We start from the raw sequence: 22,840 nt of genomic DNA on the forward strand, positions 1-22,840 counted from the left end.
CCGCGGCGTACTGGGTCGCCCGGTCGGGCCGGGCGACGACAACGGTGGATGAGGACAAGGACTTCACATCTGCCTCAGGAGTCTGATTTCGGGCGCTGGCCGAGCAGCAAAGACGTCGATGACGGGTTGACGGGCAGGAACGGCGGGCGCTTCAGCCCGACCCCGCGCAGCGGCGTCAGGTCGAGCGGCGCGGCGACATCGCGCGACGGCGCACCCTTGATCTCGTCCATCGAACAGATGCCGGCGACGAAGGTCGGCGCGTTGCCGAGCGGCGCGCCGCGGCGGGCGTATTTGTCGTAGGTCAGCGGCAGCGTGTTGTTGAGGCCCTCGCGGCCGAGGCCGCCCTTGGCGTCGATCGCCATCATCTCGCTCATGCACATCTTGCCCGGCTCGACGCACATGTTGAGGATCGCCTTGTAGAGATCGCGATCGACCGTGCCGTAGAAGCGGACCGGATCGTTCTGGCTCGGGCGTTCGAGTTGCAGATAGTCGCTGCGGCCGAGCATGTCCGGGCTCGCCCTGGCGCTTGCGATCCATTTGTCGAAGTCGGCGGCCGACAGGCTCTTGAACGCGAAATGCATGCCGGAGAATCCGGCGCCGCTGTAATTGGCGGAGAAGCCGCGGAAGGTGCCCGGCTGGTTGGCGACCGCGTGCAGCTTGGTCTCCATGCCGGGCATGGCGTAGATCTGGCCGGCGAGGGCCGGGACGTAGAAGGAGTTCATCACGGAGGAGGCCGTGATGGCGAAGCGGATCGGGCGGTCGACCGGAGCCGCGAGCTCGTTGACGGTGGCGACGCCGTAGTCGGGGTAGATGAACAGCCACTTCCAGTCGAGCGCCACCACCTGAACGTTGAGCGGAGCGTCCTGCGTCGCGATCGGGCGGTTGGTGTCGATGCGGCCGAGCGTGCGGTAGGGATCGAGCAGATGGGTGCCCATCCAGGTCAGCGCGCCCAGGCAGATGATGATCAGGAGCGGCGCCGACCAGATCACGAGCTCGAGCTGGGTCGAGTGATCCCACTCCGGCTCGTAGGTGGCTTCCGTGTTGGATTGGCGGTAGCGCCAGGCGAACAGCACGGTGAGCGCCATCACCGGAATCACGATCACCAGCATCAGGATGGTGGAGATCACGACCAGGTCGCGCTGCTGGGCGGCGACGTCGCCGGCGGGGGCCAGGACGACGAAATCGCAACCCCCGAGCAGCGCCACAAACGGCAATAAGGCCAGTAATTTCAAGGCGCGCACGGCTCACCCCATTAGAATTTTATGAGTTCTGCCAAGGGGTAGCTGCGATGCAGCAAATCGGACATTGGACAATTTGTCCAATGTTGCAGTGCGAGATGGGGGATCAGAAATTTACCGGGAACGCGCGGCAAAGGCTGCCCGCGGCCGCACTTTCCAGGGACGGTTTCGGCGATGGCACAGGCCCCAGCAATGGCTCACGGCACCCCGACGGCATCAGGTCACGGCCAGGCCAAGCCCGGCGAGATCGCCATCGGCGTGATCATCGGGCGGACCTCGGAATTCTTCGACTTCTTCGTCTACGCCATCGCCTCGGTGATCGTGTTCCCGAAGCTGGTGTTTCCGTTCGTCAACGAGCTCACCGGCACGCTCTATTCATTCGGCATCTTCGCGCTGGCGTTCGCCGCGCGGCCGCTCGGCACCATCATCTTCATGGCGGTCGACCGCCGGCACGGCAAGGGCGCCAAGCTCGTCATCGCGCTGTTCCTGCTCGGGACGTCCACGGTCGCGATCGCGTTCCTGCCCGGTCATGCCGACATCGGTGCCGCCGCGATCTGGCTGCTCGCCGCGGCGCGGATCGCGCAGGGTATCGCGTGGGGCGGCGCCTGGGACGGCCTTGCCTCGCTGCTGGCGATGAATGCGCCTTCGCGGCATCGCGGCTGGTACGCGATGGTGCCGCAGCTCGGCGCGCCGCTCGGGCTGATCGTGGCGAGCGCGCTGTTCGCGTTCTTTGCCGGCAATCTGTCGGCGGACGATTTCTTCGACTGGGGCTGGCGCTATCCGTTCTTCGTCGCCTTCGCCATCAACGTGGTGGCGCTGTTCGCGCGGCTGCGGATCGTCGCGACCGAAGAATACGCCGAGCTGTTCGAAAGCCGCGACCTGCAGCCGACACGCATCAGCGAGACCGTCAAGGAAGAGGGGCGCCACATCCTGCTCGGCGCCTTCGCGCCGCTGGCGAGCTTTGCGCTGTTCCACATGGTCACGGTGTTTCCGCTATCCTGGGTGTTCCTGTTCACCCGGGAGAGCCCGGTGCGCTTCCTGATCATCGAGATGGTCGGCGCCATGGTCGGCGTCGGCGCGATCGTGGCCTCGGGCGTGATCGCCGACAGCATCGGCCGCAAGCCGCTGCTGATCGGTTCGGCGATCGCGATCGCGGTCTATAGCGGCTTCGCCCCGCAGCTGCTCGACGCCGGCGCCTATGGCGAGACCGTCTACATGGTGCTCGGCTTCGTGCTGCTCGGTCTGTCCTTCGGCCAGTCGTCGGGCGCGATCGCCTCGAGCTTCGCGCAGACCTATCGCTATACGGCGTCAGCCCTGACCTCGGATTTCGCCTGGCTGTTCGGCGCCGGCTTCGCGCCACTTGCGGCGCTGCTGCTGGCGACCCATTTCGGCCTGCTCTCGGCCGGTGCGTATCTGTTGTCCGGCGCGGTGTGGACGCTGCTGGCGCTGTGGCTCAGCGGCCTGCGCGAGGCGGAGAGCTGACTCATCTCCTTCCCCCTGAAAGGGGGAAGGTCGGGATGGGGGGCAGCCACAAGCACCGCTCTATGCGGAGAGACCGAATCCCCACCCGCTTTGCTCTGGCGAGCAAAGCGACCTCCCCTTTTCAAGGGGAGGTGGAGTTCACCGAAACAGCCCGTCGACGCGGAAGGAATAACCGACGCCGACCACATAGGTCGGCGAGTTGCGGTTGAGGCCGAACGCGACATGGAGGTCGACCTGCTGGGTCGGCGTCAAATGAGCCATGCCGCCGGAATTGATGAGCTGGGTCGGCACCGCGCCATTGGGATAATCGCCGACATATTCGGTGAACACGCTGAGCTTTTCGGTCAGCTTCTTCTCGATCACGAAGGTCGCCTCCGAGATGTGGCGGCCCGTCAGCTCGGCGGGACGGAAGAACTCCGTGAACATGCCGCTGAGCCCCCAGCCATCGTGCAACTCCCACGACCATGGCAGCTGGATGTAGGGCTGCGTGCCACGGCCGGCGATCGCGGTCGCGCCGGTCGGCAGCGCGACGCCGGCCGTGATCGACAGGTCGATCTTGCCGGGCACCGGGCTGACCTGCCATTTGACCGCCGGCGCGACGTCGGAAAAGCCTGAAGCGCCCAGTCCTTTCAGCGGGCCGACATAGCTCGGCAAATCGATGAGCACCTCGAGGCAGGGCGCGACGCCGAGCCGCCAGCGGCTGTTGCTGCCGTCGATGGTGCGGCCGCCGTCGCGGCCGGTCAGGTTGACGCCGTTCTCGTTCTGCAGGCTTCCGACCGGCACGACGATGCTCGAATTGGTCACGTCGGGCCGGTCGGTCGCCATCTCGTCGCTCGATTTCGGACAGCCTTCTGCATGGGCGGCAGCGGAGGCGGCTGTCGCAAGCGCGGTCAATCGAGCGACGACACCGAGCCGGTTCAGAAACACTGGGGATGCTCCAATCGCGCGGTGCCGCTGCTGGGGGGCAGCACCAATGGAGATCGTGCGAGGCGGCAGATATTCCCGCCTCAGCCTGCTAGATAACTGCACCCTCCACGAGTCGTCCCGGCGAAAGCCGGGACCCATAACCACAGAGCATTGTTGCTTGAGCGCGCCGTGGCCCCAGCTTCTTCAAACGACTGATGACGGTGGTTATGGGTCCCGGCCTTCGCCGGGACGACGGCGGTGATTAAGCGCGGGCTCAATCGATGTCCGCGAGCCTCAATCCACCACGATCTTGACGCGGTCGCGCGGCTTGACCTGGGCGTGGGCGTCGAGGCCATTGAGGACGCGGAAGCGCTCGGCCGGGTGATCGATGCCGGCCATGCGGTGCGAGAGCGATTCCACGGTGTCGCCGGGCTGCACGTTGATCACCTTGATGCGCAGCGGACGTGCGGCCTGGATCTCCTCGAGGGTCAGGCGGCGGAACGAGTTGACGGTCTCGCGCGCATTGCGCTCGCTCTCGGTGGACTTCTGCTTGGCGGCGAAGATGAAGCGGTAGACGTCGCTGCCGAAGCGTAGCGCGTAGACCTTGAACTGCCACTGGTCGCCATGCGCGGTGGCGGAGGCCGCCGGAAAACCGTTGATGTTGATGTCCTCGGTCGAGGCCTTGTCGACGCCTTCCATCCAGCCCGAGTTGAGGTAATCGCCGAGCGACTGCTCGGCCGGCACCCGCACCACGTCGAAGCGCATCGCCTGGCTGCCGCCCTCGCGCACGCCGATCACCGCCTGCGCGGTGTTGTCGAGCGTGAAGGTGTCGGGCGCGGTGAAGGTGAAGCCGAGCTTGGGATGCAGGAAGCGGCGGCCGCGCACGAAGCCTTCGCTCGGATCCTCGCCATAGACGATGTTGTCGATCGCGGCGAGATAGGTCTCGCGGTCGCGCTCGTCGCTGTCGGGCGACGAGTATTGCCGCGCGGTGGTCTGCGCATTGGCGATGCGCTCCGGCGTCGCCGGATGCGAGGAGGTGAAATCCTGCGCACGCGGATCGAGCGCGGTGCGGCCGACCTTGAGCGCGGCGTTGCGCTCCATCGCGGTCAGGAAGCGCGCCGCGCCGTAGGGATCGAAATGCGCGCGCGCGGCAATCCCGACGCCGATGCCGTCGGCCTCGAATTCCTGCTGCCGCGAGAAGCTCGCCATCGTCAGCTTGGTCTTGGCGAGTGCGAGCGCGGTGAGATCGGGATCGGTGCTCATGTCGGTGACGACGCGCGTCACCACCGCGGCCTGGCGGGCCTGGTCCTCGCGCATCGCGGCGTGCTTGGCCAGCACATGCGCCATCTCGTGGCTCAGCACCGAGGAGAGCTCGGACGTGTCGCTGGCGAGCGCGATCAGGCCGCGCGTGACATAGAGCTGGCCGGTCGGCAGTGCGAAGGCGTTGACCGCGCCGGAATTGAGGATGGTGACCTTGTAGGCCTGGTCGGGCCGGTCGGAGGCCGCAACCAGCCGCTCGACGGTCTTGCTGATCAGCGCCTCGAGCCTGGGGTCGTCATAGGCGCCGCCATAGGTCGACAGGATGCGCTCATGCTCGCGCTCGCTGGCCGGCGTCTGCTGCACGATCCGGTTCGGCTTGATCGGCGCGGCCGACGCCGGGGGCGCCGCGACCTGCTCGAAGCGGCCGGCGTTGCCGCAGGCCGAGAGCGTGAGCGCGGCGCAAAGCAGCGCCGGCGCAGCTGCAAGGCAGCGACCCGTCACTTCCCCACGCCGTCCTGCGCGCTCAATCACGTTTTCAAAACTCACAATTTTATCGAATGAACCGAACGGGGCTTCGATCTCTGCGGTCCCGCGCCCCTAGTTCCCGCCAACCAGCTCCACCTGCCCGACCCGGAGCAGTTCGATTCGTGGCCCACGTCGTGCTTCCACCCAGCCTCGGACCCGAATCCTTCGATTTTCGAGGGACTTGGGCGCCAACCCGGCCGCCTCGAACGCAGGGACTATGCGCCTTGAAATAGTCGCCGCAAAGTCCTGTGTCCAGTTTCGGCCGAAATTCAGGTAGGTCGTTGACCCAGCCTGCCGCACCGACAAAACCCTGCCCTCGACCACCGCAAAGCGCCCGATCCCCGCCAAAATATCGCCCGGACTTTCGGCGTTTTTTATGACCGTTAACTCTCCCCAGGTTCCCGATTTGGCGGCCCGCGCCTCGGCCTCCGCCGCCATCAGCAGCGCGGTGCAGTCCTTGGCCACGCTGTCGGGCGATACCAGCACGAGCCCCTGCCGGAGCAACTCGCTTTGCACCGGCGTCTCGCTCCCGGCGAGGAAGACGTAAGCCGGCTGGCGGCCATAGCGATCCGGCGTGTCGTCGCCGCCGCGCAGGCTCACCTCGCGGCCGACCAAAAGCGCCGATAGTGCCGCCATCGCCTTGGCTTTGTCCGCGACTTCGATACCGGCCAGCCTGATCTCGCTGCCGTCATCGAGCCGGAAGCTGCGTGCATCGACGATGGCTGCGACACGACCTTCGCCCTGGGTCTCGAAATCGCATCCGGCCGCGTCAGCCCGCCCGATGCACGCGCCGATCAGCACGGCGCAGGCCGTCGTGATCGTCAGCACATTCAGTCTGCGATTTGGTGCTCTCTTGCGCGCGCGTGTCATGCTTTCCGTGCTGGGTCCGCCGGTTCGGTCGCGTCCGAATCTGCCGCTGTTCACGCCGCTTCGCAACTGCCGGTTGAATGAACGGCATTTGCGGTGGCATTCGGTTCCATCGTCGCGGCCATTCAAGTCTCATTCCGGGACGTGCGTCGCCGCAATTCTAGAGGCGTCCACGCGAATCGCGCGGCCGTGGTCGACTAAAGTTAATCAATCCTTATTTGTCTTGTTGGCGTCGCGATCCACTGTTACCTTTTGTCGCATTGCCAGTGCGCGTCAATTATACGCTTGCGCGACTTTTTTCTCGAAGCGCAAGAAAGCGGATAAGAGCTCCGCACATAAACCCAGCCCTGGCACGCGGGAGTGCGGCCAATGAGGCTGAACAAATGGCTGCCGGGGCATCATGGCGCCGGCGACGATATTGCAGACAGCAACGTTGCGGGACTGAACGATCCATTTGCCTCTGACTTTGTCACGCCGTTCACGATTTTCGATCCGCAGTCCTCCCAAGCGCATTCTTCCGAAGCCCATCCATCGACGCTGCCACAGAGCAGTAGCGCCGCGGGCGCGATAGAGGTCCACGACACGCCGGATGCCTCGCACGGGCTGCTCCCGGACGCGCAGGCCTTCGTGGTCGACGGCGGTGGTGCGGGCTCCGATCATCCCGGCGCCGCAGATGTCACCGATCAATCCGGCAGCTTCCAGCTTGTGTACTCCGGCGCGGTTGAAGACGGATCGGTCACGGTCACCGATGTCGCGCTCGAAAGCTACGCCGCACTGATAGTGCAGACCGACGCCGCGACGACAACATCGGACCAGCCGCTGGTCCCGGTCGATCCGGCGCCGAACTCCGAGGTCACCGTCGTCCACAACACCACGACCGCGTCGAACAATTTCGGCGCGGTGTTCGGTGTCGCCTATCTCACGGGTGGCAATACCGTGCTGGTCGGCGCGACGCCGCCCGGTTCCAACGATAGTTCCGCCGGCGGCAATCCCGTCGATACCGGCTTGCAGGTCGCGATCGTCAACGGCTCGAACGTCAGTTTCGTCGATATGCCGTTGCCCGGCGGAAGCGTTTCGACCGACTACGTCGGCGGGGCCTCCGTCACGGCGCTGACCAACGGCAATTTCGCCGTGCTGTATTGGGGGTCGAACGCCAGCAATGGCGGTGAAGGAGCCCAGAACAACGATAACCTTCCAGATTACTACGTTCAGATCTTCACGCCCGACGGGACACAAGTCGGCGGTCTGATCACGCTCGATGCCGCCGCCAGCAACAACTTCAATGGTTACGGTTGGATTGCGGAAGATCCGGCGAACAACGGCTTCGTCGTCTCGACGGCAACCAACGACGAGGTCGACGTTGTCGTCCAGCGCTTCAGCAATACGGGCACGGCGGGCGCGAGCTTCAGCATCACCGGTGGCTATGGCTTTGCTTATGTCGATTCGGCTGGGGACATCGTCGAGACCTACGAGGACCGCAGTCTCAACAGCAAATACGCGTTCATTCCGGCCGGCGCCACGTCGCTTGCGAGCAGCGGCGTCCTGCTCGACCAGCCGATGCCGGGCTCGAGCTACCTGAATTTCACGGCCGCCGCCTCGGGCGGCGGCTTCGTGGCGTTCTACTTCAGCGGCACCAACCTGATGGCCCAGACGCTGTCGGCCACCGGTGCGCTCGGATCGCCGATCACGGTGGCCAATGTCGGATCGGTCGCGACCGGTAACATGCCCTGGTCGGTGGTCACGCTCTCGAACGGCAACTACGCGATCACGCTGGTCTCGCAGAGCAACAGCGGCTACACGGAATATCCCGGCACCAACAAGGTCATCGAGGTCGGTCCGAGCCTGACGTCGGCCGATACGACGGTCTATGACCTGACGACAAGCGGCGGGTCTTCGTCCGTGCAGCTCGGGCCTTATGCGGTGGCCGGGCCTTCGGGCAGCCTCATCAGCTACAATGAGACTGCGGGCAACGGCGTATCGAACCACGACGTTCCGCTGGAAGCCACGGTGACCGCCGTGAGCTATCTCGGCAGCACCGGGCCGACCGTCACCGCGGCGAACATCCACGTCAGCGGCGGCAGCGGCACGGGCAGCGCGTTCAAGATCGGCGACACCGTCACCGCGACCTGGAACAACAGCGCCAGCGGCGACAACAACACCGATCCGATCAACGGCGTGACTTTCGACTTCTCGCAGTTCGGCGGCGGGTCGGCGGTCCACGCGACCAACAGCGGCGGTGTCTGGACCGCGACCTATGTCGTCACTGCCGGCAGCATCGACACCGCCAACGCCCATGTCGCGGTGACCGCGACCGATACCAGCAGCAACGCCACCACCACCAGCGGCAGCGCCGTCACCGTCGACGATGTGCAGCCGGTCATCACTGCGGCGCATATCAGCATCTCCGGCGGCACCGGCACCGGCGGCGCGTTCAAGATCGGCGACACCGTCACCGTCAGTTGGGACAACAGCGCCAGCGGCGACCATAACACGGACACCATCAATGCCGGCGGCGTGACCGCCGACTTCACGGAATTCGGCGGCGGGGTGGTGCACGCGACCAACAGCGGTGGCATCTGGACCGCGACCTACACGATCACCGCGGGCACCGTCGACCAGAGCGGCGTCCACGTCAACGTGGACGTGCTCGACCACGTCGGCAACTCGAGCACCCAGTCCAGCGGTCCCGTGACCGTCGACAACGAGCAGCCGGTCGTCACTCCGGCGCATATCAGCGTATCCGGCGGCACCGGCACCGGCGGCGCATTCAAGATCGGCGACACCGTCACGGCCACCTGGGACGGCGGCGCCGGCGGCGACAACAACACCGACACGATCTCCTTCGGCGGCGTGACCTTCGACTTCTCGCAGTTCGGCGGCGGATCGGCGGTCATCGCGACCGATCAGGGCGGCGGCGTCTGGAACGCGACCTACACCATCACCGCGGGTGCCATCGACACCGCCAATGCACATGTCGGCGTGACGGCAGCCGACCATGTCGGCAACGCCACCACTGCCGCCAGCAGTACCGTCACCGTCGATAACGAGCAGCCGGTCGTCACCACGGCGAATATCACCACGGGTGGTGGCCCGTTCGGGGTCGGCTATAGCGTCACCGCAATCTGGGACAATAGCGCTGCCGGCGACAACAACACGGATACCATCAGCGCCGTGACCTTCGACTTCTCGCAGTTCGGCGGTCCGTCGGCCGTCGCGGGAAGCAACCTGGGCCACGGCGACTGGATCGCGGGCTACACGATCGCCATCGGCAGCATCGACACCGCCAACGCCCATGTCGTGGTGACGGTCACCGACCACGTCGGCAACGCGACCACCGCCAGTGGCAGCGCCGTCACCGTCGACGATATGATACCGCAGGTCCACGCGGCGAATATCCATGCGAGCGGCGGCACCGGCACCGGCGGCGCATTCAAGATCGGCGACACCGTCACCGTGAGTTGGGACAACAGCGCCAGCGGCGACCATAACACCGACACCATCAACGCCGGCGGGGTGACCTTCGACCTCTCGCAGTTCGGCGGCGGCACCGCGGTGGTCGCCACCAACAACGGCGGCATCTGGACCGCGAGCTACACCATCACCGCCGGCAATATCGACATAGCCCCGGCCCATGTCGGGGTCACCGTCACCGACCACGTCGGCAATGCGACCACCACCAGTGCCGTCACCGTCGATGTCGACAACGAGCAGCCGGTGGTCACCACTGCGAATATCCATCTGTCCGGTGCTTCGGGCGCCGGCGGCGCGTTCAAGATCGGCGATACCGTCACCGCGACCTGGGACGACAGCGGAACCGGCGACCACAACACCGATACCATCAACGCCGGCGGGGTGACCTTCGACTTCACGCAGTTCGGCGGCGGATCGGTGGTCGCAACCGATAACGCCGGCGTCTGGACCGCGACCTACATCATTGCCGCCGGCAACATCGACACGGCCTCGGCCCAGGTCGGCGTGACCGTCATCGACCACGTCGGCAACACGGGCTCAGCCAGCAGCAGCGCTGCCACCGTCGACAACGAACAGCCGGGTGCTCCGACATTGGCGCTGCACCAGGACACCGGCGTGCTGAGCACCGACCACGTCACCAGCAATCCATTGATCGACTACACCAAGGCCAATCCCGCCGACACGCTGCTCTACAAGCTCGACGGCGCGGCGGGCTTCACCACGGTCGTGCCGGTCATCACCACCGATGGCGTGCACACGGTATCGGTCGAGGAACAGGATGCCGCCGGCAATGTCAGCGCGGCGTCGAGCCTGACGTTCACGCTCGACACCACCGCGCCGACGGTCACGGTGTCGGCCGATCACCCCGTGCTCGCGCCGGGGCAGACCGCGACCGTGACCTTCGACTTCTCCGAGGCGGTTGCGGGCTTTTCACTTTCCGATGTCCAGCTTGGCGGCGGCGCGCTGAGCGATTTTCAACATGTCGGCCTCAACGGCGGACATGACATCTACACCGCGACCTTCACGCCCCAGGTCGCGGTCAATCTGTCTGATGCGCTGTCGGTCGCGGCCGCGGGCTACACCGACATCGCCGGCAATTACGGCGCCGCCAGCAACACCGTCACCTTCACCGGCGACACCAACAGTCCGGGCGCGCCGCACCTGGCGCTGCAATGGGACAGCGGCACCTCGGCCACCGACGGTGTCACCAGGGATCCGGTGATCGACTACTTCAAGTCCAATCCGGCCGATACGCTGCTGTTCAAGGTGGACAATGCGACGAGCTTTTCGTCGACTATGCCGAGCTTCGCGACGGACGGTTCGCAGGACGGCGCGCACACGGTATCGGTCGAGGAGGCCGATGCGGGCGGCAATCTCAGTGCGGTGGCGAGCCTGAGCTTCACGCTCGACACCACGGCGCCGCATATCACCGAGTTCGGTGCATCCGTCTCCAATGGCAGCGTCATGGCGGGGTCGACGGTGCAGTTCACCATCGGCTTCAACGAGGGGGTCAGCGTGGCCGGCGGAACGCCGGAGCTGACGCTGAACGACGGCGGCACCGCAGTTTACGATGCGGTGGCGACGATGGCGAAGGGCGACACGTCGAAGCTCGTGTTCGACTACGTCGTGTCGGCGACGGACCAGACCTCGGCGCTGACCGTCACCGGCTTTGCTTCCAACGGCGCCGTCGTCAACGACGCCGCCGGCAATCATCCCGATCTCTCCGCCGTCACGCAGGTGTTCAATCTGCTGGAGATCAACGAAACCTCGACCCCCGCCTATTCGGTCGGCGCGCTCGAGCGGCCGGAGCTGCATTTCGATTCGACCGGCCACATCCTGCTCGATGCCGCCGCGACGACATTTGCGGATCAGTACGGCATCCAGGCCCTCTATCTCGGTCTGCCGCCGGGAACACCCTATCCGCCGGTCGCCGAACTGCACGCCTGATCTTTCTTGCGGCCGCGCGCGGAGTGTCATTCCGTCGAGCGGAAAACATCCGTGGCGTCCGTGGCTTGCCGCTCCGGATGGCATGCGGCATGATCCCGCGCGCTGAAGCGGACCCGCCGTCGTGCAGAACCGGTCCGCGCTTTCCCGGGAGGGTTTTGATGAGACGAGTTTTGGCCGGCGTGCTGGCCTGCGCGCTTGCGATTACGGCGAATGCGGCGCTGGCGCAGGGCAAGCCGCCGCTGAAGCTCGGCGGCATCCTCGACATGTCGAGCCTCTATGCGGATATCACCGGCCCCGGCAGCGAAACCGCGGCCAAGATGGCGGCGGAGGATTTCGGCGGCGAAGTGCTCGGCCGCAAGATCGAGATCGTGGTCGGCGACCATCTCAACAAGGCCGACCTCGCCGCCAACATTGCCCGCGACATGCTCGACAATCAGGGGGTCGAGATGATCTTTGACGTCGCGGCGTCGGCGACCGCGCTCGCCGCAGGCGAGATCGCGAAAGCGCGCAACAAGATCATCATCTTCAACGGCCCGGGCTCGATCCGCCTCTCCAACGAGGCCTGCGGCCCCTATACCGTGCACTACGTGTTCGACACCTTCGCGCAGGCCAACGTCACCGGGCTTGCCGCCGTGAAATCCGGGCTCGACACCTGGTTCTTCCTGACCGCGGACTATGCGTTCGGCCAGGACCTGGAAAAGGACACCACCGCCGTGGTGCTGAAGTCGGGCGGCAAGGTGCTGGGCAGCGTGCGGCATCCGCTCAACACCTCGGACTTCTCGTCCTTCCTGCTGCAGGCGCAGGCCTCCAAGGCCAAGGTGATCGGGCTTGCCAATGCCGGCGGCGACACCATCAACGCGATCAAGCAGGCCGCGGAATTCGGCATCATGAAGGGCGGCCAGAAGCTGTCGCCGCTGCTTGCCTTCGTCACCGACATCGACGGTGTCGGACTGGAGACTGCGCAAGGCCTGCTGCTCGCCGAGGCTTTCTACTGGGATCTCAACGACGACACCCGCGCCTTCTCGAAGCGCTTCATGGAGCGCACCAAGCGGGTGCCGACCTCGGCGCAGGCCGGGGTCTACTCCTCGGTGCTGCATTATCTCAAGGCGGTGAAGGCCGCCGGCACCACCGATTCCGCCGCCGTCATGAAGGTGATGAAGGAGACCCCGATCAACGACATGTTCGCCAAGAACGGCCGGATCCGCGACGACGGCCGCATGGTGCACGACATGTACCTGTTCGAGGTCAAGAAGCCGTCGGAAAGCAAGGGACGTTGGGACGACTACAAGCTGCTGGCGACGGTGCCGGGCGACCAGGCGTTCCAGCCGCTGGCCGACTCGCGCTGCCCGCTGGTGAAGAAATGACGCGAAGCGTCATCCCGGGATGCTCCGAAGGATCAGACCCGGGATCTCGAGATTCCGGGTTCACCCCGAATGACGCCGTAGCAACCAACAACAACGAAAGGCAAACGCCATGAGCGACAACCAGATGGTGCTCCAATCCCTCGAGCAGGGCCTGCTCACCATCACCATGAACCGCCCGGAGCGGCGCAATGCGCTCAATCCCGACATGACGCGCGGCCTGGTCGAGGCGGCCCGGCGCGCCGAGAGCGATCCGGACGTCCGCGCGGTGTTGATCCGTGGCGCCGGCGGCACGTTCTGCGTCGGCGGTGACGTCAAGTCGATGGCGGAGGGCCGCGCGCCGCTGCCGTTCGAGACCAAGATGGCGAATTTGCGCCGTGGCATGGAGGTCTCGCGCATCCTGCATACGATGCCAAAGCCCGTGGTGGCGCAGCTCGATGGTGCGGCGGCCGGCGCAGGGCTGTCGATCGCGCTGTCCTGCGACCTGCGCGTGGCGAGCGCGTCCTGCAAGATCACCACCGCCTTCGCCAAGGTCGGCTTCTCCGGTGACTATGGCGGCACCTATTTCCTCACCAAGATGCTCGGCAGCGCCAAGGCGCGCGAGCTCTATCTGATGTCACCGGTGCTGTCGGCGCAGGAGGCGTTCAACCTGCACATCGTCTCCAAGGTGGTGCCCGATGCCGACGTCGAGGCGGAGGCGCTCGATCTGGCGCGCTCGCTGGCGCAAGGGCCGTCGGTGGCGCTCGGCTACATCAAGCGCAACATCAACAATGCCGAGACGATGACCCTGGAAGCCTGCTTTGACGGTGAGTCGATCCACCACACCCGGGCCGGCGAGACCGCTGACCACAAGGAAGCCGCCAAGGCCTTTGTCGAGAAGCGCAAGCCCACCTTCCAGGGGCAATAGGCGATGGCCGCGTACATGCGGCTGCGGCAGATCTGCCTGGTGGCGCCGCAGCTCGCGCCCGTCATTGCGGATATCTCCGCGATCATGGGCCTCGATGTCTGCTACCGCGACGGCAACGTCGCCAAATACGGCCTGGAAAACGCGCTGCTGCCGGTCGATACCATCCTGCTGGAGGTGGTGGCGCCGTTCCAGCCGGGCCCGGGCACCGCGGCCGGCCGCTTCATCGAGAAGACCGGCGGTCGCGGCGGCTATATGGCGATCTTCTGCTGCGAGGATCCCGACGCGCGTGGCGCGAAGGCCAACGCGATCGGTGTGCGCACGGCGAACGTGATCACGCACGCGCCCTATCACGGCGTCCAGCTGCACCCACGCGACTGCCGCGCCGCCTTCATCGAGTTCAATCACACCGACGGCAGCGACGACGTGATGGGACCGTATCCGCCCGCCGGGCCGGACTGGCAGAAGTCGATCCGCAAGGATACGACCCTGGCGTTGACCGAGGTCGAGATGCGGAGCCCGGACCCCGAGGGGCTGGCGGCGCATTGGGGCCGGATCATCGGCGTGCAAGCTGATGGCGCCGTCGTGACGCTGCAAAACAGCACCTTCCGCTTCGTGAAGGGCGACAGCGAGATCATGAGCGGGTTGACGTTCGAGGTCGCCGACAAGCGCAAGGTGCTGGAGGCTGCGAAGGCGAGGGGCTGCGTCGTGTCCGGCGACGAGTTCTTGCTGTGCGGCGTGACGTTTCGATTGACAACCTGACTTCGCTGCATCCCCAACGTCGTCCCGGCGCAGGCCGGGACCCATAGCCACCGAACGTGGTTGGAGAAGCAAGCTAACGCTGCGTGTGCCCTTTTCACGGGCCCGGCGTATGGGTCCCGGCTCGGAGGCCGGGACGACATGTGGAGAGAGCGACGCGGGCTTACCGCCCCTTGAAGTTCGCGACCCGGCGTTCGGCGGTCGCTTTCACGCCTTCCTTGAAGTCTTCCGTGGCGCGGAGCTTGGTCTGCTCGGCGAGCTCGTGGTTGGTCGCGGCGAGCACGCGGTCGGCGAGGCCGGCGCGCATGGTGGCGCGGGTCGAGACCAGGCCGAGCGGCGAGCATTCGGCGATCTCCTGCGCGAGCTTCATCGCCTCAGATCGCACCTGGTCCTGCGGCACCAGCACGTTGGCAAGACCCCAGCGATAGGCCTCCTCGCCGGTGACGCGGCGGCTGGTGTAGAACATCAATTCCGCATTGTTCTTGCCGATCAACTCCGGCAGCGTCGCCGTCAGGCCGAAGCCCGGATGGAAGCCGAGCTTGGTGAAGTTGGCCGCAAAGCGCGCTTCGGGGCAGGCGACGCGGAAGTCGGCCGACACCGCGAGGCCGAGACCGCCGCCGATCGCCGCACCGTGGATCGCGGCAACGATCGGCTTCTTGTTGCGGAAGATGCGCACCGCCTGAACATAGAGATGGTTGATCGGCAGGTTCGAGGCCGGATCGGATTTCGCGCGCTCTTCCTGCTCCTGGCGGGCGGGATCGCCGAAATTGGCCCCGGCGCAGAACGCCTTGCCCTGCGCCGCGAGCACCGAGGCGCGGATCTCGATGTTGTTGTCGAACTCTTCCAGCGCGTCGGCAATCTGGTTGATCAGCGCGACGTCGAAGAAATTCAGCGGCGGCTTGCGGATCTCGATCAGGCCGACATGGCCGTGGGTCTCGACGCCGATATCCGTGTATTTGGTCATGATCGTTCCTCGTTGAATTAGCGCAGGCCCAAGCCGCGGGCGATGATGCCGCGCAGCACTTCGGTGGTGCCGCCCTGGATGGTCAATTTGGGTGCGGTCTTGATGGCGAAATCGAGCTGCTTCTCCAGCGTCTCGCGGTTGGTCGCGGTCTCCTCGACGAACGCCGCGAGATCGCGCACGCGGTGCGGCAGCTGCTGCTCCCATACCGTGCCGATGTCCTTGACGATCGAGGCCTCCACCACGGGCTCCTTGCCGGCCTGCAGCATGCCCGCGACCGACACCGACATGCGCCGCATGGTGTGGACCTGCGCCACCAGCCGTCCGATGCCTTCGGCCGAGCGGGTGTCCGGATTCTTGCCGACCGCGCGCACCAGTTCGGTCAGCACGTAGTAGGTCTCGAGGAAGCGCTCCGGGCCCGATCGTTCATACGCGAGTTCCGACGTCGCCTGCTTCCAGGCACCATCGACTTCGCCGAGCACGTGATCGTCGGGTACGAAATAGTCGGTGAACACGACCTCGTTGAACTCGAACTGGCCGGTGATCTGGCCGATCGGGTTTACCTGGATGCCCGGCTGCTTCATCTTGACCAGGAACTGGGTCAGGCCGTGACGGCGATTTTCCTTGGTCGGCGGCGAGGTCCGGAAGATCGCGATCATGTAGTCGGCGATATGTGCCGACGAGGTCCAGATCTTGGTGCCGTTGATCAGGTAGCCGCCATCGGTCTTGGTCGCGCGCGTCTTGGCCGCGAACAGGTCGGAGCCGGAATTCGGCTCGCTCATGCCGATCGCAAAGCAGACCTCGCCGCGGCAGATCCGCGGCAGGATGTCCACCTTGATATGCTCCGGGGCGTATTTCAACAGCACCGGCCCGCTCTGGCGGTCGGCGACGAAGAAGCGCCGGGTCGGCGCGTTCGCCACCCGCATCTCTTCGGTCACGACGTAACGCTCGAGGAACGAGCGTTCCTGGCCGCCATATTTCTTCGGCCAGGTCATGCCGAGCCAGCCCTTGGCGCCGACGCGGCGGGAGAATTCCGGCGCGTCATTGTCCTCGCGGTTCGGCGCGTGGGGATCAAAGGTGCCGGCGGCGATTTCCTCGGCGAGGAAGGCGCGCACTTCCTTGCGGAGCTGCTCGCATTTCTCGGGCAGGCGGATCGGATCGAAACGAAGGGCTGCGGTCATGATGTCTGTCCCGATCTCAGCGCGAAGCCATCAGCGGCCACAATTCATCGGCACCACGCTCGGCGACGAGCTTGCCGAGCTCGACCGCCCAGTAGCTCTCCGAACCGAAATCGTCGCGCCAGGCCAGCGCCCGCAGCGAGTAGCGGTGCAGGATGTGCTCGATGGTGAAGCCGATCGCGCCATGGACTTGATGCGCGATGCCGCCGCCCTTTTCCGCGGCTTCCGAACAGCGGATCTTTGCGGAGGCTGCTTCGAGGAAAACGGCGTCGGTGGCGAGCGACGTCGCATTGACGAGGGTGTCGGCGGCCGACGTCGCAACCGCCAGCGCGGCAGCGGACTCGCCGGCGAGCCGGGCTAGGTTGTGCTGCACCGCCTGGAATTTCGAGATCTTCTTTTCGAAGGCGACGCGCTCGTTGGAGTAGCGCACGGAGATGTCGAGCATCGCTTCCAGCGCGCCTGCGATCTGCAGGCTGCGCACCACGCCGCCCATCAGCAGCAGCGTGGTCTGGTCGAAACCCTTTGGTGCGGGCTTGATCGCGGCCGGCTGCACCTTGTCCAGCGTGACGGTATCGCTGTGATCGCCGCCGAGGCCGATGCCGGATTCGATCCGGCACTTTGCGGCATCGACCAGCGCGATCGAGGCGCCGTCCTTGCCGCTCGCCAGCGCCGCGAAATGCTTCGCGTCCTTTGCGAACGGCACGCCGCGGGCGCGGCCGGAGAGCGAGCCGTCGCCAGCAAGCGTGATGCGGTCCTTCGGGGTCGCCGGCACCACCGTCATCTCGCCTTCGGGCGAGGCGATCCTGGCCTGCGTCAGCAGCCAGCCGGCCAGCATGGTTTCGGCCAACGGCACGGCGATCGCATGGCGGCCGGCGACGTTGAGAACGGCAAATCCTTCGGCGAGGCTGGCGCCGGAACCGCCGAGATCATCTGAAACCCAGGACAGCGGCAGGCCGGCTTCGGTCAGCGCCTGCCACAGCGGCGCCTTCCATGCGCCTTGCTTGTCGTGGTTGATGGTCTGGGCATCCGCGAGATCGGCGAAAATCTTCTCCGCGGTCTCGGCGACGATGTTCTCACTCTCCGCCACAGCGTTCCTCGTGTTGATTGGCGCAGGGCGGCGATTCCGCCGATCTCTGCTTATGTCGTTGTCTTGCGCGCAATGATGCGGAAAAGCCATAGCCGTGACAAGCGTGGCCCGCAGGGCGACTTGCGCGGATGGCATGCGGTCAGGCATGCGCCCAACCCTTGCGATGAATAAATTCCGCAGCGCGGATTACGCAGATTTGCAGGGACGTGGCTGCGCGATATGGTATGCCACCGCCGCAATTATTTGGCTCAGAACAACTGACAGGAAACGCAGATGTCGAAGGAAGGTTTGTGCGCGATCGTGACGGGGTCGGCATCGGGACTCGGCGCCGCCACCGCGCAAATCCTGGCGACCGCAGGGGCGCGCATCATCATCAACTATTCCAACAGCAAGGCGGAAGCCGAGGCGACCGCCGACGTCTGCCGCAAGCAGGGCGCCGAAGTGCTGGTGGTGCAGGGCGACGTCTCGCGCGACGAGGATTGCAAGACGATCGCCGCGGCCGCACAAGGCTGGGGCCGGCTCGACGTGCTGATCAACAATGCCGGCACCACCAAGCATGTGCCGCATCACGATCTCGATGGTCTCACCGCTGAAGACTTTCAACGCATCTATGCCGTCAACACCATCGGCCCGTTCCAGATGGTGCGCGCCGCGCGCAGCCTGCTCGAGGCCGGCGCCAAGGCCTCGGGCCGGCCGTCGGCGGTGGTGAATGTCTCCTCAGTCGCCGGCATCTCCGGCGGCGGCTCGTCGGTCGCCTATGCCGCGAGCAAGGGCGCGCTCAACACCATGACGCAGTCGCTGGCGCGCGCGCTGGCGCCGCTGATCCGCGTCAACACGGTGTGCCCGGGCTATATCGATACGCCGTGGTTCACCAAGGGCCGCGGCGCTGACGGCGCCAAGCAGGTGCGCGATGCCGTGGTGGCGCGGGTGCCGCTGAAGGTCGCGTCAACGGCGGAGGACATCGCCAATCTGGTCTGCTTCCTGGCGAGCCCGGCGTCGAGCAATATGACCGGCGAGTTCGTCCGCATGGACGCCGGCATGCATTTGATTCAGTGAGGCGGTGACTGTCATTCCGGGGCTCGCGAAGCGAGAACCCGGAATCTCGAGATCCCGGGCTCGATGCTTACGCATCGCCCCGGGATGACGGCTACGCCGTCACCTATTCCCCAAATCCGGGATCACCCGCGCTGCGACCAGCCTGTTCCAGATGAACAGCACCACCAGCGCGCCGATCGTGGCGGTGATGAAGCCGGCGCCCTGGTCGGGGCCGTAATGGCCGATCGCCTGGCCGACCCAGGTCGCCAGGAACGCACCGATGATGCCAAGCACGGTGGTGAGGATGAAGCCGCTCGGATTGTTCGGCCCGGGCGACAGCAGTCGCGCGATGATGCCGGCGACGAAGCCGACGATGATGATCCAGATGATGCCGCCCATGTTCGTTCTCCTCAGCTAGAACGTTGCAGTTAGAGCATGATCCGGAAAAGTGCGAAGCGGCTTTCCGAAAAGACCATGCTCGAACAAAGAGCCAAAGCGCGATGACGGTTTAACCCAATCTCATCGCGCTTTAGAGCCTGCCGTGCAGCTCGTCGCCGCTCGGCAGCCGGCCGTCCGGCGTCAGATGATTGACCGCGTCGGGCAGATACTGGCTCAGCCCCTGCAGCAATTCGTCAGGTGACAGGCCGCTCTGCGACGCCAGCGAGTTGATCTGGTCGGCGCCGAGCGCGTTGGCGAGGTCGCCGGGCGCGATCTGCTTGTTGGGGCCGTTGCTGACCCAGGAATTGGCCGCGTCGCCATGGCCCTTGTCCTTCAACTGGCCGAGCAGATCGCCGAGGCCGCCGCTCAGCACGGAGCCAGCGGCGCCGCCGGCGAGCAGGCCGCCGAGGCCGCCCTTCAGCAGATCGGATAATCCGCCACTGCCGCCGAGGCCGCCGGGCAGGCCAGCTGTGACATTGCCGGGAAGCGACGGAGCCTGCGATGGCGTCGGCGCGGGGGCCGGGGCGCCGGGCTGGCTGCCGGTGAAATGCTTGACGGTCTTCCAGGCGAGCAGTGCCAGGATGGCCATCGTCATCGGCGACATGCCGCCGCCCGAACTGTCGGATTGAGAGCTTGGCGCGCTCGGCCCGCGCGGGCCGTTCTGCATGCCGTTGAGTACGTCGAGCAAACCCATGGTCGTCTCCTGCCGCAACCGTGCCCCGAGCCGGAAACATAGCTTTGGCCCATGACGGTTACAAGGCGAACCGGGGTGGTCGGCGGCGCGTTGAAATGGGCAGCGCCGCCAAGGTCTGCTATCGAGGTTGAATGAACGGACATTTGGCCAGATGAACGACCAGCCGATCGGCATCGCAGGCGCCGGCAGCATCGGCTGCTTCGTCGGCGGCATGCTGGCCGCCGCCGGCCGCCGCGTTGCGCTGCTGGCGCGACTGCGGGTGGTCGACGAGATTACCGCCAATGGCTTGCGCGTCAGCAGTTTCGACGGCTCGGAGCGGATCATCCCGGCCGACCGGATGACGCTGTCGGACGACCCGGCGATCTTCCGCGATGCGCAGACGGTGCTGGTGACGGTGAAGAGCGCCGATACCCCCGAGATGGCCGATCTCGTCGCCCGCCATGCGCCCGACGATGCCGTGGTGGTCAGCCTGCAGAACGGCGTCGGCAATGTGCCGCGCCTGCGCGAGCATCTCGCAGGCCGCCGCGTGCTCGGCGGCATGGTGCCGTTCAACGTGGTCGCACTCGGCAATGGCCGCTTTCATCGCTCGACCTCGGGCGACATCGTGATCGCGCAGGACGACGCCGGCACCGCGGCGCGGCTCGCCGTTCAGGGCCTTGCGGTCGGCGCCACCGACAACATCGATGGCGTGCAATGGGGCAAGCTGATCGTCAATCTCAACAACGCGCTCAACGCGCTCGCCGATATTCCGCTTCGCCAACAGCTCGCGCAGCGCAGTTGGCGGTATTTATTCGCCGACCAGATGGTCGAGGGCCTGGCCGCGGTGCGCGCCGAGGGCATCAGGCCGGTCTCGCCGACGCCGCTGCCGTCGAGCTGGATGCCGCCCTTGCTGCGGCTGCCCGATGCGCTGTTCGACATGCTGCTCGGCCGCACCATGAAGATCGATCCGGAGGCGCGCTCCTCGATGTGGGAGGATCTCAAGCGCGGCCGCCGCACCGAGATCGACTATCTGCAGGGCGTGATCACGGAGATTGCCGACCGCTGCGGGCTCGAGGCGCCGTTGTCGCGGCGGATCATCGCGCTGATCCGGAAAGCGGAAGCCAGTGGCGACGGCTCGCCGGGCCTGACGCCGGAGCAGATTCGCTCCGGCGGCACGCCATGAATCGGCGGTCATTCGTCGGCCAAATCGTCGAAGCATGCGGAGGGATGACACCATGATGCGATCTTGTACGGTGCTGCTCACGCTGGCGGTGCTTGCGGCCGGCTCGGTCCGCGCCGCGCCGCCGACGGTGGTGCCGTCGCCGGGCTATGATGCGCGCTTGCAGGAGCAGCGCGCTGCGGCCGCTGCGTCGAGCCGGTCGGCAATGCCTGCTCACGAGCCGATCGCGCGCCGGCACCACAAGCGCGTCCGCGCGCGCTGATCCGTCGAAGAGAAGGTCCGAGATGAAGTTGCTTGTCCTTGCGCTCGCCGTCCTGCTCGGCCTCGTGACGGCTGCCGGCGCCGCCGACTATGCCGGTTCGATCAGCGCCTACCGGCGCGCTCACGGCATGCCCTCGGTCAAGCTCGATGGAAAGCTCAACGCGATGGCGCTGAAGCAGGCGCAGGCGATGTCGGCGGCCGGATCGGTCAGTCATTCCGCCGGCGGCAGCTTCTTCACGCGCATCGCGCCGTTGAAGAAGCAGCGTGCCGCGGAAAATATCGGCGCCGGTTACATCGCCTTCGCCGAGATGCTGAAGCAGTGGGAAGAATCCACCGGCCATCGCGAGAACCTGCTGATGCCTGGCGCCAGGCGCGTCGGCGTCGCTTTCGTCGACAATCCGAAGTCGCCGTACCGCAGGTTCTGGGCGATGCTGATTACCGACTGACGCGAAAGCGCTAGTTGCGCTTCGCCGTCCTGGTCGGCGTGGTGGGCTGCGATGTGAACAGCTTCTTGAGGCCGTCGAGCCCTTGCGACAGGTTGGGCCATTCGCACGAGAACGAGCTCTTCGCGCATTGCGCGGCCCTGATCCGCGCGGCCTGTTTGACCGGACTGGCGACCGGCATCGGCACTCTTTCGGGCTGACTGCGCAGCGCAACCTGCTCGATCCGTCGCGGCGGCTGCTGTTGCGGCTCTTGTTGTTCCTGCAGCTTCTGCTGCTGTTCGAGTTGCTTGGCGTTGAATGCCGCGACGATGTTCGAGCGCCGCTGCTGGTCGAGATAAGCGGTATAGTCCTGGTCGATCTTCTTCTGCTCGTCCGGGGTCGGATTTGGGCCCGCGATGTCGAAGCTGCGATCCTGCATGAAGTCGTAGTAGGTGTAGCCGCCGCCGGGCTTGCGGCGTCCCGCGAACTTGGCGTTGCAATCGGCGAGCTGCGCGGTCTTGTCTTCCTTGGTCTTGGCCTTCTCGGCGCGATCGGCGCAGTCCTCGAAATCCTTCGGACCGCTGTGCCACCATTGCGCCTGCGCGGGCGCGAGCGTGATGCAGGCGGCGAACGCGGCGACAGCCAACGTCGATGATCGTGACGGCATCACGGACATTGAATCAAACTCGAACGACACGGATTGACCTGATTGTCGCCATTTCGGTGACGCTTGTCACGCTGGAACCCGGCGAATTTCGCAACACGTGGAACCGCGATGCGCGGCTGTGTCTGATCGAACACAGCCCTCCGCATTGCCGCCACATTTCAAACAGTTCTTGGGCACAGTGTGTGGAAAACTTCGGGATTCAATTCGCGCTGCGTTGA

The 22,840-nt window shown here is 65.7% G+C and carries 20 protein-coding genes; 10 read left to right on the top strand and 10 right to left on the bottom strand.

The features are described 5' to 3' along the window. Window positions 1-74: 74 nt before the first annotated feature. Entirely contained in the window at window positions 75-1,241 is a 1,167-nt protein-coding gene (cyoA, locus tag IC762_RS03470) for a ubiquinol oxidase subunit II (protein ID WP_195787261.1), read from the bottom strand. Window positions 1,242-1,430: 189 nt separating this feature from the next. On the opposite strand from cyoA, the gene IC762_RS03475 reads away from it, so the two are divergent. Continuing rightward, window positions 1,431-2,720 carry an MFS transporter gene (locus IC762_RS03475; protein ID WP_195787262.1) on the top strand — a complete coding sequence of 430 codons (1,290 nt, stop codon included), beginning with the start codon at window positions 1,431-1,433 and terminating at the stop codon, window positions 2,718-2,720. A gap of 138 nt (window positions 2,721-2,858) precedes the next feature. On the opposite strand, the gene IC762_RS03480 is transcribed toward IC762_RS03475, so the two are convergent. From IC762_RS03480 to IC762_RS03490, 3 genes are all read right to left on the bottom strand, one after another. Beyond that, window positions 2,859-3,647: a transporter gene (locus tag IC762_RS03480; protein ID WP_246801409.1), complete on the bottom strand. Its 789-nt coding sequence runs from the start codon at window positions 3,645-3,647 to the stop codon at window positions 2,859-2,861. A gap of 273 nt (window positions 3,648-3,920) precedes the next feature. Then, on the bottom strand, window positions 3,921-5,417 hold the full coding sequence (locus tag IC762_RS03485; protein WP_195787264.1) for a M48 family metalloprotease: 1,497 nt from the start codon (window positions 5,415-5,417) through the stop codon (window positions 3,921-3,923). A 66-nt stretch (window positions 5,418-5,483) separates the two neighbouring features. Then, window positions 5,484-6,230: a thermonuclease family protein gene (locus IC762_RS03490; protein WP_246801759.1), complete on the bottom strand. Its 747-nt coding sequence runs from the start codon at window positions 6,228-6,230 to the stop codon at window positions 5,484-5,486. Window positions 6,231-6,647: 417 nt separating this feature from the next. Between IC762_RS03490 and IC762_RS03495 the strand changes: the two genes are divergently transcribed. The 4 genes from IC762_RS03495 (at window position 6,648) to IC762_RS03510 (ending at window position 14,723) form a co-directional block, all read left to right on the top strand. After that, window positions 6,648-11,696 (top strand): beta strand repeat-containing protein, encoded by a 5,049-nt coding sequence (locus tag IC762_RS03495; RefSeq protein WP_195787265.1) that lies wholly within the window; start codon window positions 6,648-6,650, stop codon window positions 11,694-11,696. Window positions 11,697-11,854: 158 nt separating this feature from the next. Further along, the gene (locus IC762_RS03500) at window positions 11,855-13,060 is read left to right on the top strand and encodes an ABC transporter substrate-binding protein (protein WP_195787266.1); all 1,206 of its coding nucleotides are present in this window, start codon (window positions 11,855-11,857) and stop codon (window positions 13,058-13,060) included. Window positions 13,061-13,169: 109 nt separating this feature from the next. Continuing rightward, window positions 13,170-13,964: an enoyl-CoA hydratase gene (locus tag IC762_RS03505; protein ID WP_195787267.1), complete on the top strand. Its 795-nt coding sequence runs from the start codon at window positions 13,170-13,172 to the stop codon at window positions 13,962-13,964. A 3-nt stretch (window positions 13,965-13,967) separates the two neighbouring features. After that, window positions 13,968-14,723 carry a hypothetical protein gene (locus IC762_RS03510; protein WP_195787268.1) on the top strand — a complete coding sequence of 252 codons (756 nt, stop codon included), beginning with the start codon at window positions 13,968-13,970 and terminating at the stop codon, window positions 14,721-14,723. Between the two features lie 160 nt (window positions 14,724-14,883). Here IC762_RS03510 and IC762_RS03515 read toward each other — a convergent pair whose 3' ends face one another. Genes IC762_RS03515 through IC762_RS03525 form a run of 3 tightly spaced genes read right to left on the bottom strand, consistent with a single transcriptional unit; the run spans window position 14,884 to window position 17,946 of the window. Next, a complete protein-coding gene (locus IC762_RS03515) occupies window positions 14,884-15,684 on the bottom strand; it encodes an enoyl-CoA hydratase/isomerase family protein (RefSeq protein ID WP_195787269.1) in 801 nt (266 codons plus the stop codon). A 17-nt stretch (window positions 15,685-15,701) separates the two neighbouring features. Next, window positions 15,702-16,862, bottom strand: coding sequence for an acyl-CoA dehydrogenase family protein (locus tag IC762_RS03520; RefSeq protein ID WP_195787270.1), 1,161 nt, complete (start codon window positions 16,860-16,862; stop codon window positions 15,702-15,704). A gap of 16 nt (window positions 16,863-16,878) precedes the next feature. Next, complete coding sequence (locus tag IC762_RS03525; protein WP_195787271.1) at window positions 16,879-17,946, bottom strand: acyl-CoA dehydrogenase family protein; 1,068 nt, start codon at window positions 17,944-17,946, stop codon at window positions 16,879-16,881. A 273-nt stretch (window positions 17,947-18,219) separates the two neighbouring features. Between IC762_RS03525 and IC762_RS03530 the strand changes: the two genes are divergently transcribed. Next, window positions 18,220-19,002, top strand: a complete 783-nt coding sequence (locus tag IC762_RS03530; RefSeq protein WP_195787272.1) for an SDR family NAD(P)-dependent oxidoreductase — start codon at window positions 18,220-18,222, stop codon at window positions 19,000-19,002. A gap of 99 nt (window positions 19,003-19,101) precedes the next feature. Here the strand turns inward: IC762_RS03530 and IC762_RS03535 are convergent, their stop codons facing one another. Beyond that, window positions 19,102-19,380, bottom strand: coding sequence for a GlsB/YeaQ/YmgE family stress response membrane protein (locus tag IC762_RS03535; RefSeq protein WP_195787273.1), 279 nt, complete (start codon window positions 19,378-19,380; stop codon window positions 19,102-19,104). 130 nt (window positions 19,381-19,510) lie between these two features. Further along, entirely contained in the window at window positions 19,511-20,113 is a 603-nt protein-coding gene (locus IC762_RS03540) for a YidB family protein (RefSeq protein WP_195787274.1), read from the bottom strand. 151 nt (window positions 20,114-20,264) lie between these two features. Between IC762_RS03540 and IC762_RS03545 the strand changes: the two genes are divergently transcribed. Genes IC762_RS03545 through IC762_RS03555 form a run of 3 tightly spaced genes read left to right on the top strand, consistent with a single transcriptional unit; the run spans window position 20,265 to window position 21,979 of the window. Then, window positions 20,265-21,275, top strand: coding sequence for a 2-dehydropantoate 2-reductase (locus tag IC762_RS03545; protein ID WP_195787275.1), 1,011 nt, complete (start codon window positions 20,265-20,267; stop codon window positions 21,273-21,275). A gap of 52 nt (window positions 21,276-21,327) precedes the next feature. Next, window positions 21,328-21,534 (top strand): hypothetical protein, encoded by a 207-nt coding sequence (locus IC762_RS03550; protein ID WP_195787276.1) that lies wholly within the window; start codon window positions 21,328-21,330, stop codon window positions 21,532-21,534. 22 nt (window positions 21,535-21,556) lie between these two features. Next, window positions 21,557-21,979, top strand: a complete 423-nt coding sequence (locus tag IC762_RS03555; protein ID WP_195787277.1) for a CAP domain-containing protein — start codon at window positions 21,557-21,559, stop codon at window positions 21,977-21,979. Between the two features lie 10 nt (window positions 21,980-21,989). On the opposite strand, the gene IC762_RS03560 is transcribed toward IC762_RS03555, so the two are convergent. Next, window positions 21,990-22,631 carry a hypothetical protein gene (locus IC762_RS03560; protein ID WP_195787278.1) on the bottom strand — a complete coding sequence of 214 codons (642 nt, stop codon included), beginning with the start codon at window positions 22,629-22,631 and terminating at the stop codon, window positions 21,990-21,992. On the opposite strand from IC762_RS03560, the gene IC762_RS03565 reads away from it, so the two are divergent. Next, window positions 22,607-22,840 carry a hypothetical protein gene (locus tag IC762_RS03565; protein ID WP_195790446.1) on the top strand — a complete coding sequence of 78 codons (234 nt, stop codon included), beginning with the start codon at window positions 22,607-22,609 and terminating at the stop codon, window positions 22,838-22,840. The two genes, IC762_RS03560 and IC762_RS03565, sit on opposite strands and share 25 nt — an antisense overlap.

Source organism: Bradyrhizobium genosp. L (genome assembly GCF_015624485.1).
Taxonomy (GTDB): domain Bacteria; phylum Pseudomonadota; class Alphaproteobacteria; order Rhizobiales; family Xanthobacteraceae; genus Bradyrhizobium.

Excerpts from the sequence above, each read along its gene's own strand:
- IC762_RS03560 (WP_195787278.1), bottom strand. The coding sequence starts at position 22,631 with ATGTCCGTGATGCCGTCACGATCATCGACGTTGGCTGTCGCCGCGTTC.
- IC762_RS03515 (WP_195787269.1), bottom strand. The coding sequence starts at position 15,684 with ATGACCAAATACACGGATATCGGCGTCGAGACCCACGGCCATGTCGGC.
- IC762_RS03500 (WP_195787266.1), top strand. The coding sequence starts at position 11,855 with ATGAGACGAGTTTTGGCCGGCGTGCTGGCCTGCGCGCTTGCGATTACG.
- IC762_RS03535 (WP_195787273.1), bottom strand. The coding sequence starts at position 19,380 with ATGGGCGGCATCATCTGGATCATCATCGTCGGCTTCGTCGCCGGCATC.
- IC762_RS03540 (WP_195787274.1), bottom strand. The coding sequence starts at position 20,113 with ATGGGTTTGCTCGACGTACTCAACGGCATGCAGAACGGCCCGCGCGGG.
- IC762_RS03545 (WP_195787275.1), top strand. The coding sequence starts at position 20,265 with ATGAACGACCAGCCGATCGGCATCGCAGGCGCCGGCAGCATCGGCTGC.
- IC762_RS03555 (WP_195787277.1), top strand. The coding sequence starts at position 21,557 with ATGAAGTTGCTTGTCCTTGCGCTCGCCGTCCTGCTCGGCCTCGTGACG.
- IC762_RS03505 (WP_195787267.1), top strand. The coding sequence starts at position 13,170 with ATGAGCGACAACCAGATGGTGCTCCAATCCCTCGAGCAGGGCCTGCTC.
- IC762_RS03520 (WP_195787270.1), bottom strand. The coding sequence starts at position 16,862 with ATGACCGCAGCCCTTCGTTTCGATCCGATCCGCCTGCCCGAGAAATGC.
- IC762_RS03510 (WP_195787268.1), top strand. The coding sequence starts at position 13,968 with ATGGCCGCGTACATGCGGCTGCGGCAGATCTGCCTGGTGGCGCCGCAG.
- IC762_RS03530 (WP_195787272.1), top strand. The coding sequence starts at position 18,220 with ATGTCGAAGGAAGGTTTGTGCGCGATCGTGACGGGGTCGGCATCGGGA.
- IC762_RS03475 (WP_195787262.1), top strand. The coding sequence starts at position 1,431 with ATGGCTCACGGCACCCCGACGGCATCAGGTCACGGCCAGGCCAAGCCC.
- IC762_RS03565 (WP_195790446.1), top strand. The coding sequence starts at position 22,607 with ATGATCGTGACGGCATCACGGACATTGAATCAAACTCGAACGACACGG.
- IC762_RS03495 (WP_195787265.1), top strand. The coding sequence starts at position 6,648 with ATGAGGCTGAACAAATGGCTGCCGGGGCATCATGGCGCCGGCGACGAT.
- IC762_RS03550 (WP_195787276.1), top strand. The coding sequence starts at position 21,328 with ATGATGCGATCTTGTACGGTGCTGCTCACGCTGGCGGTGCTTGCGGCC.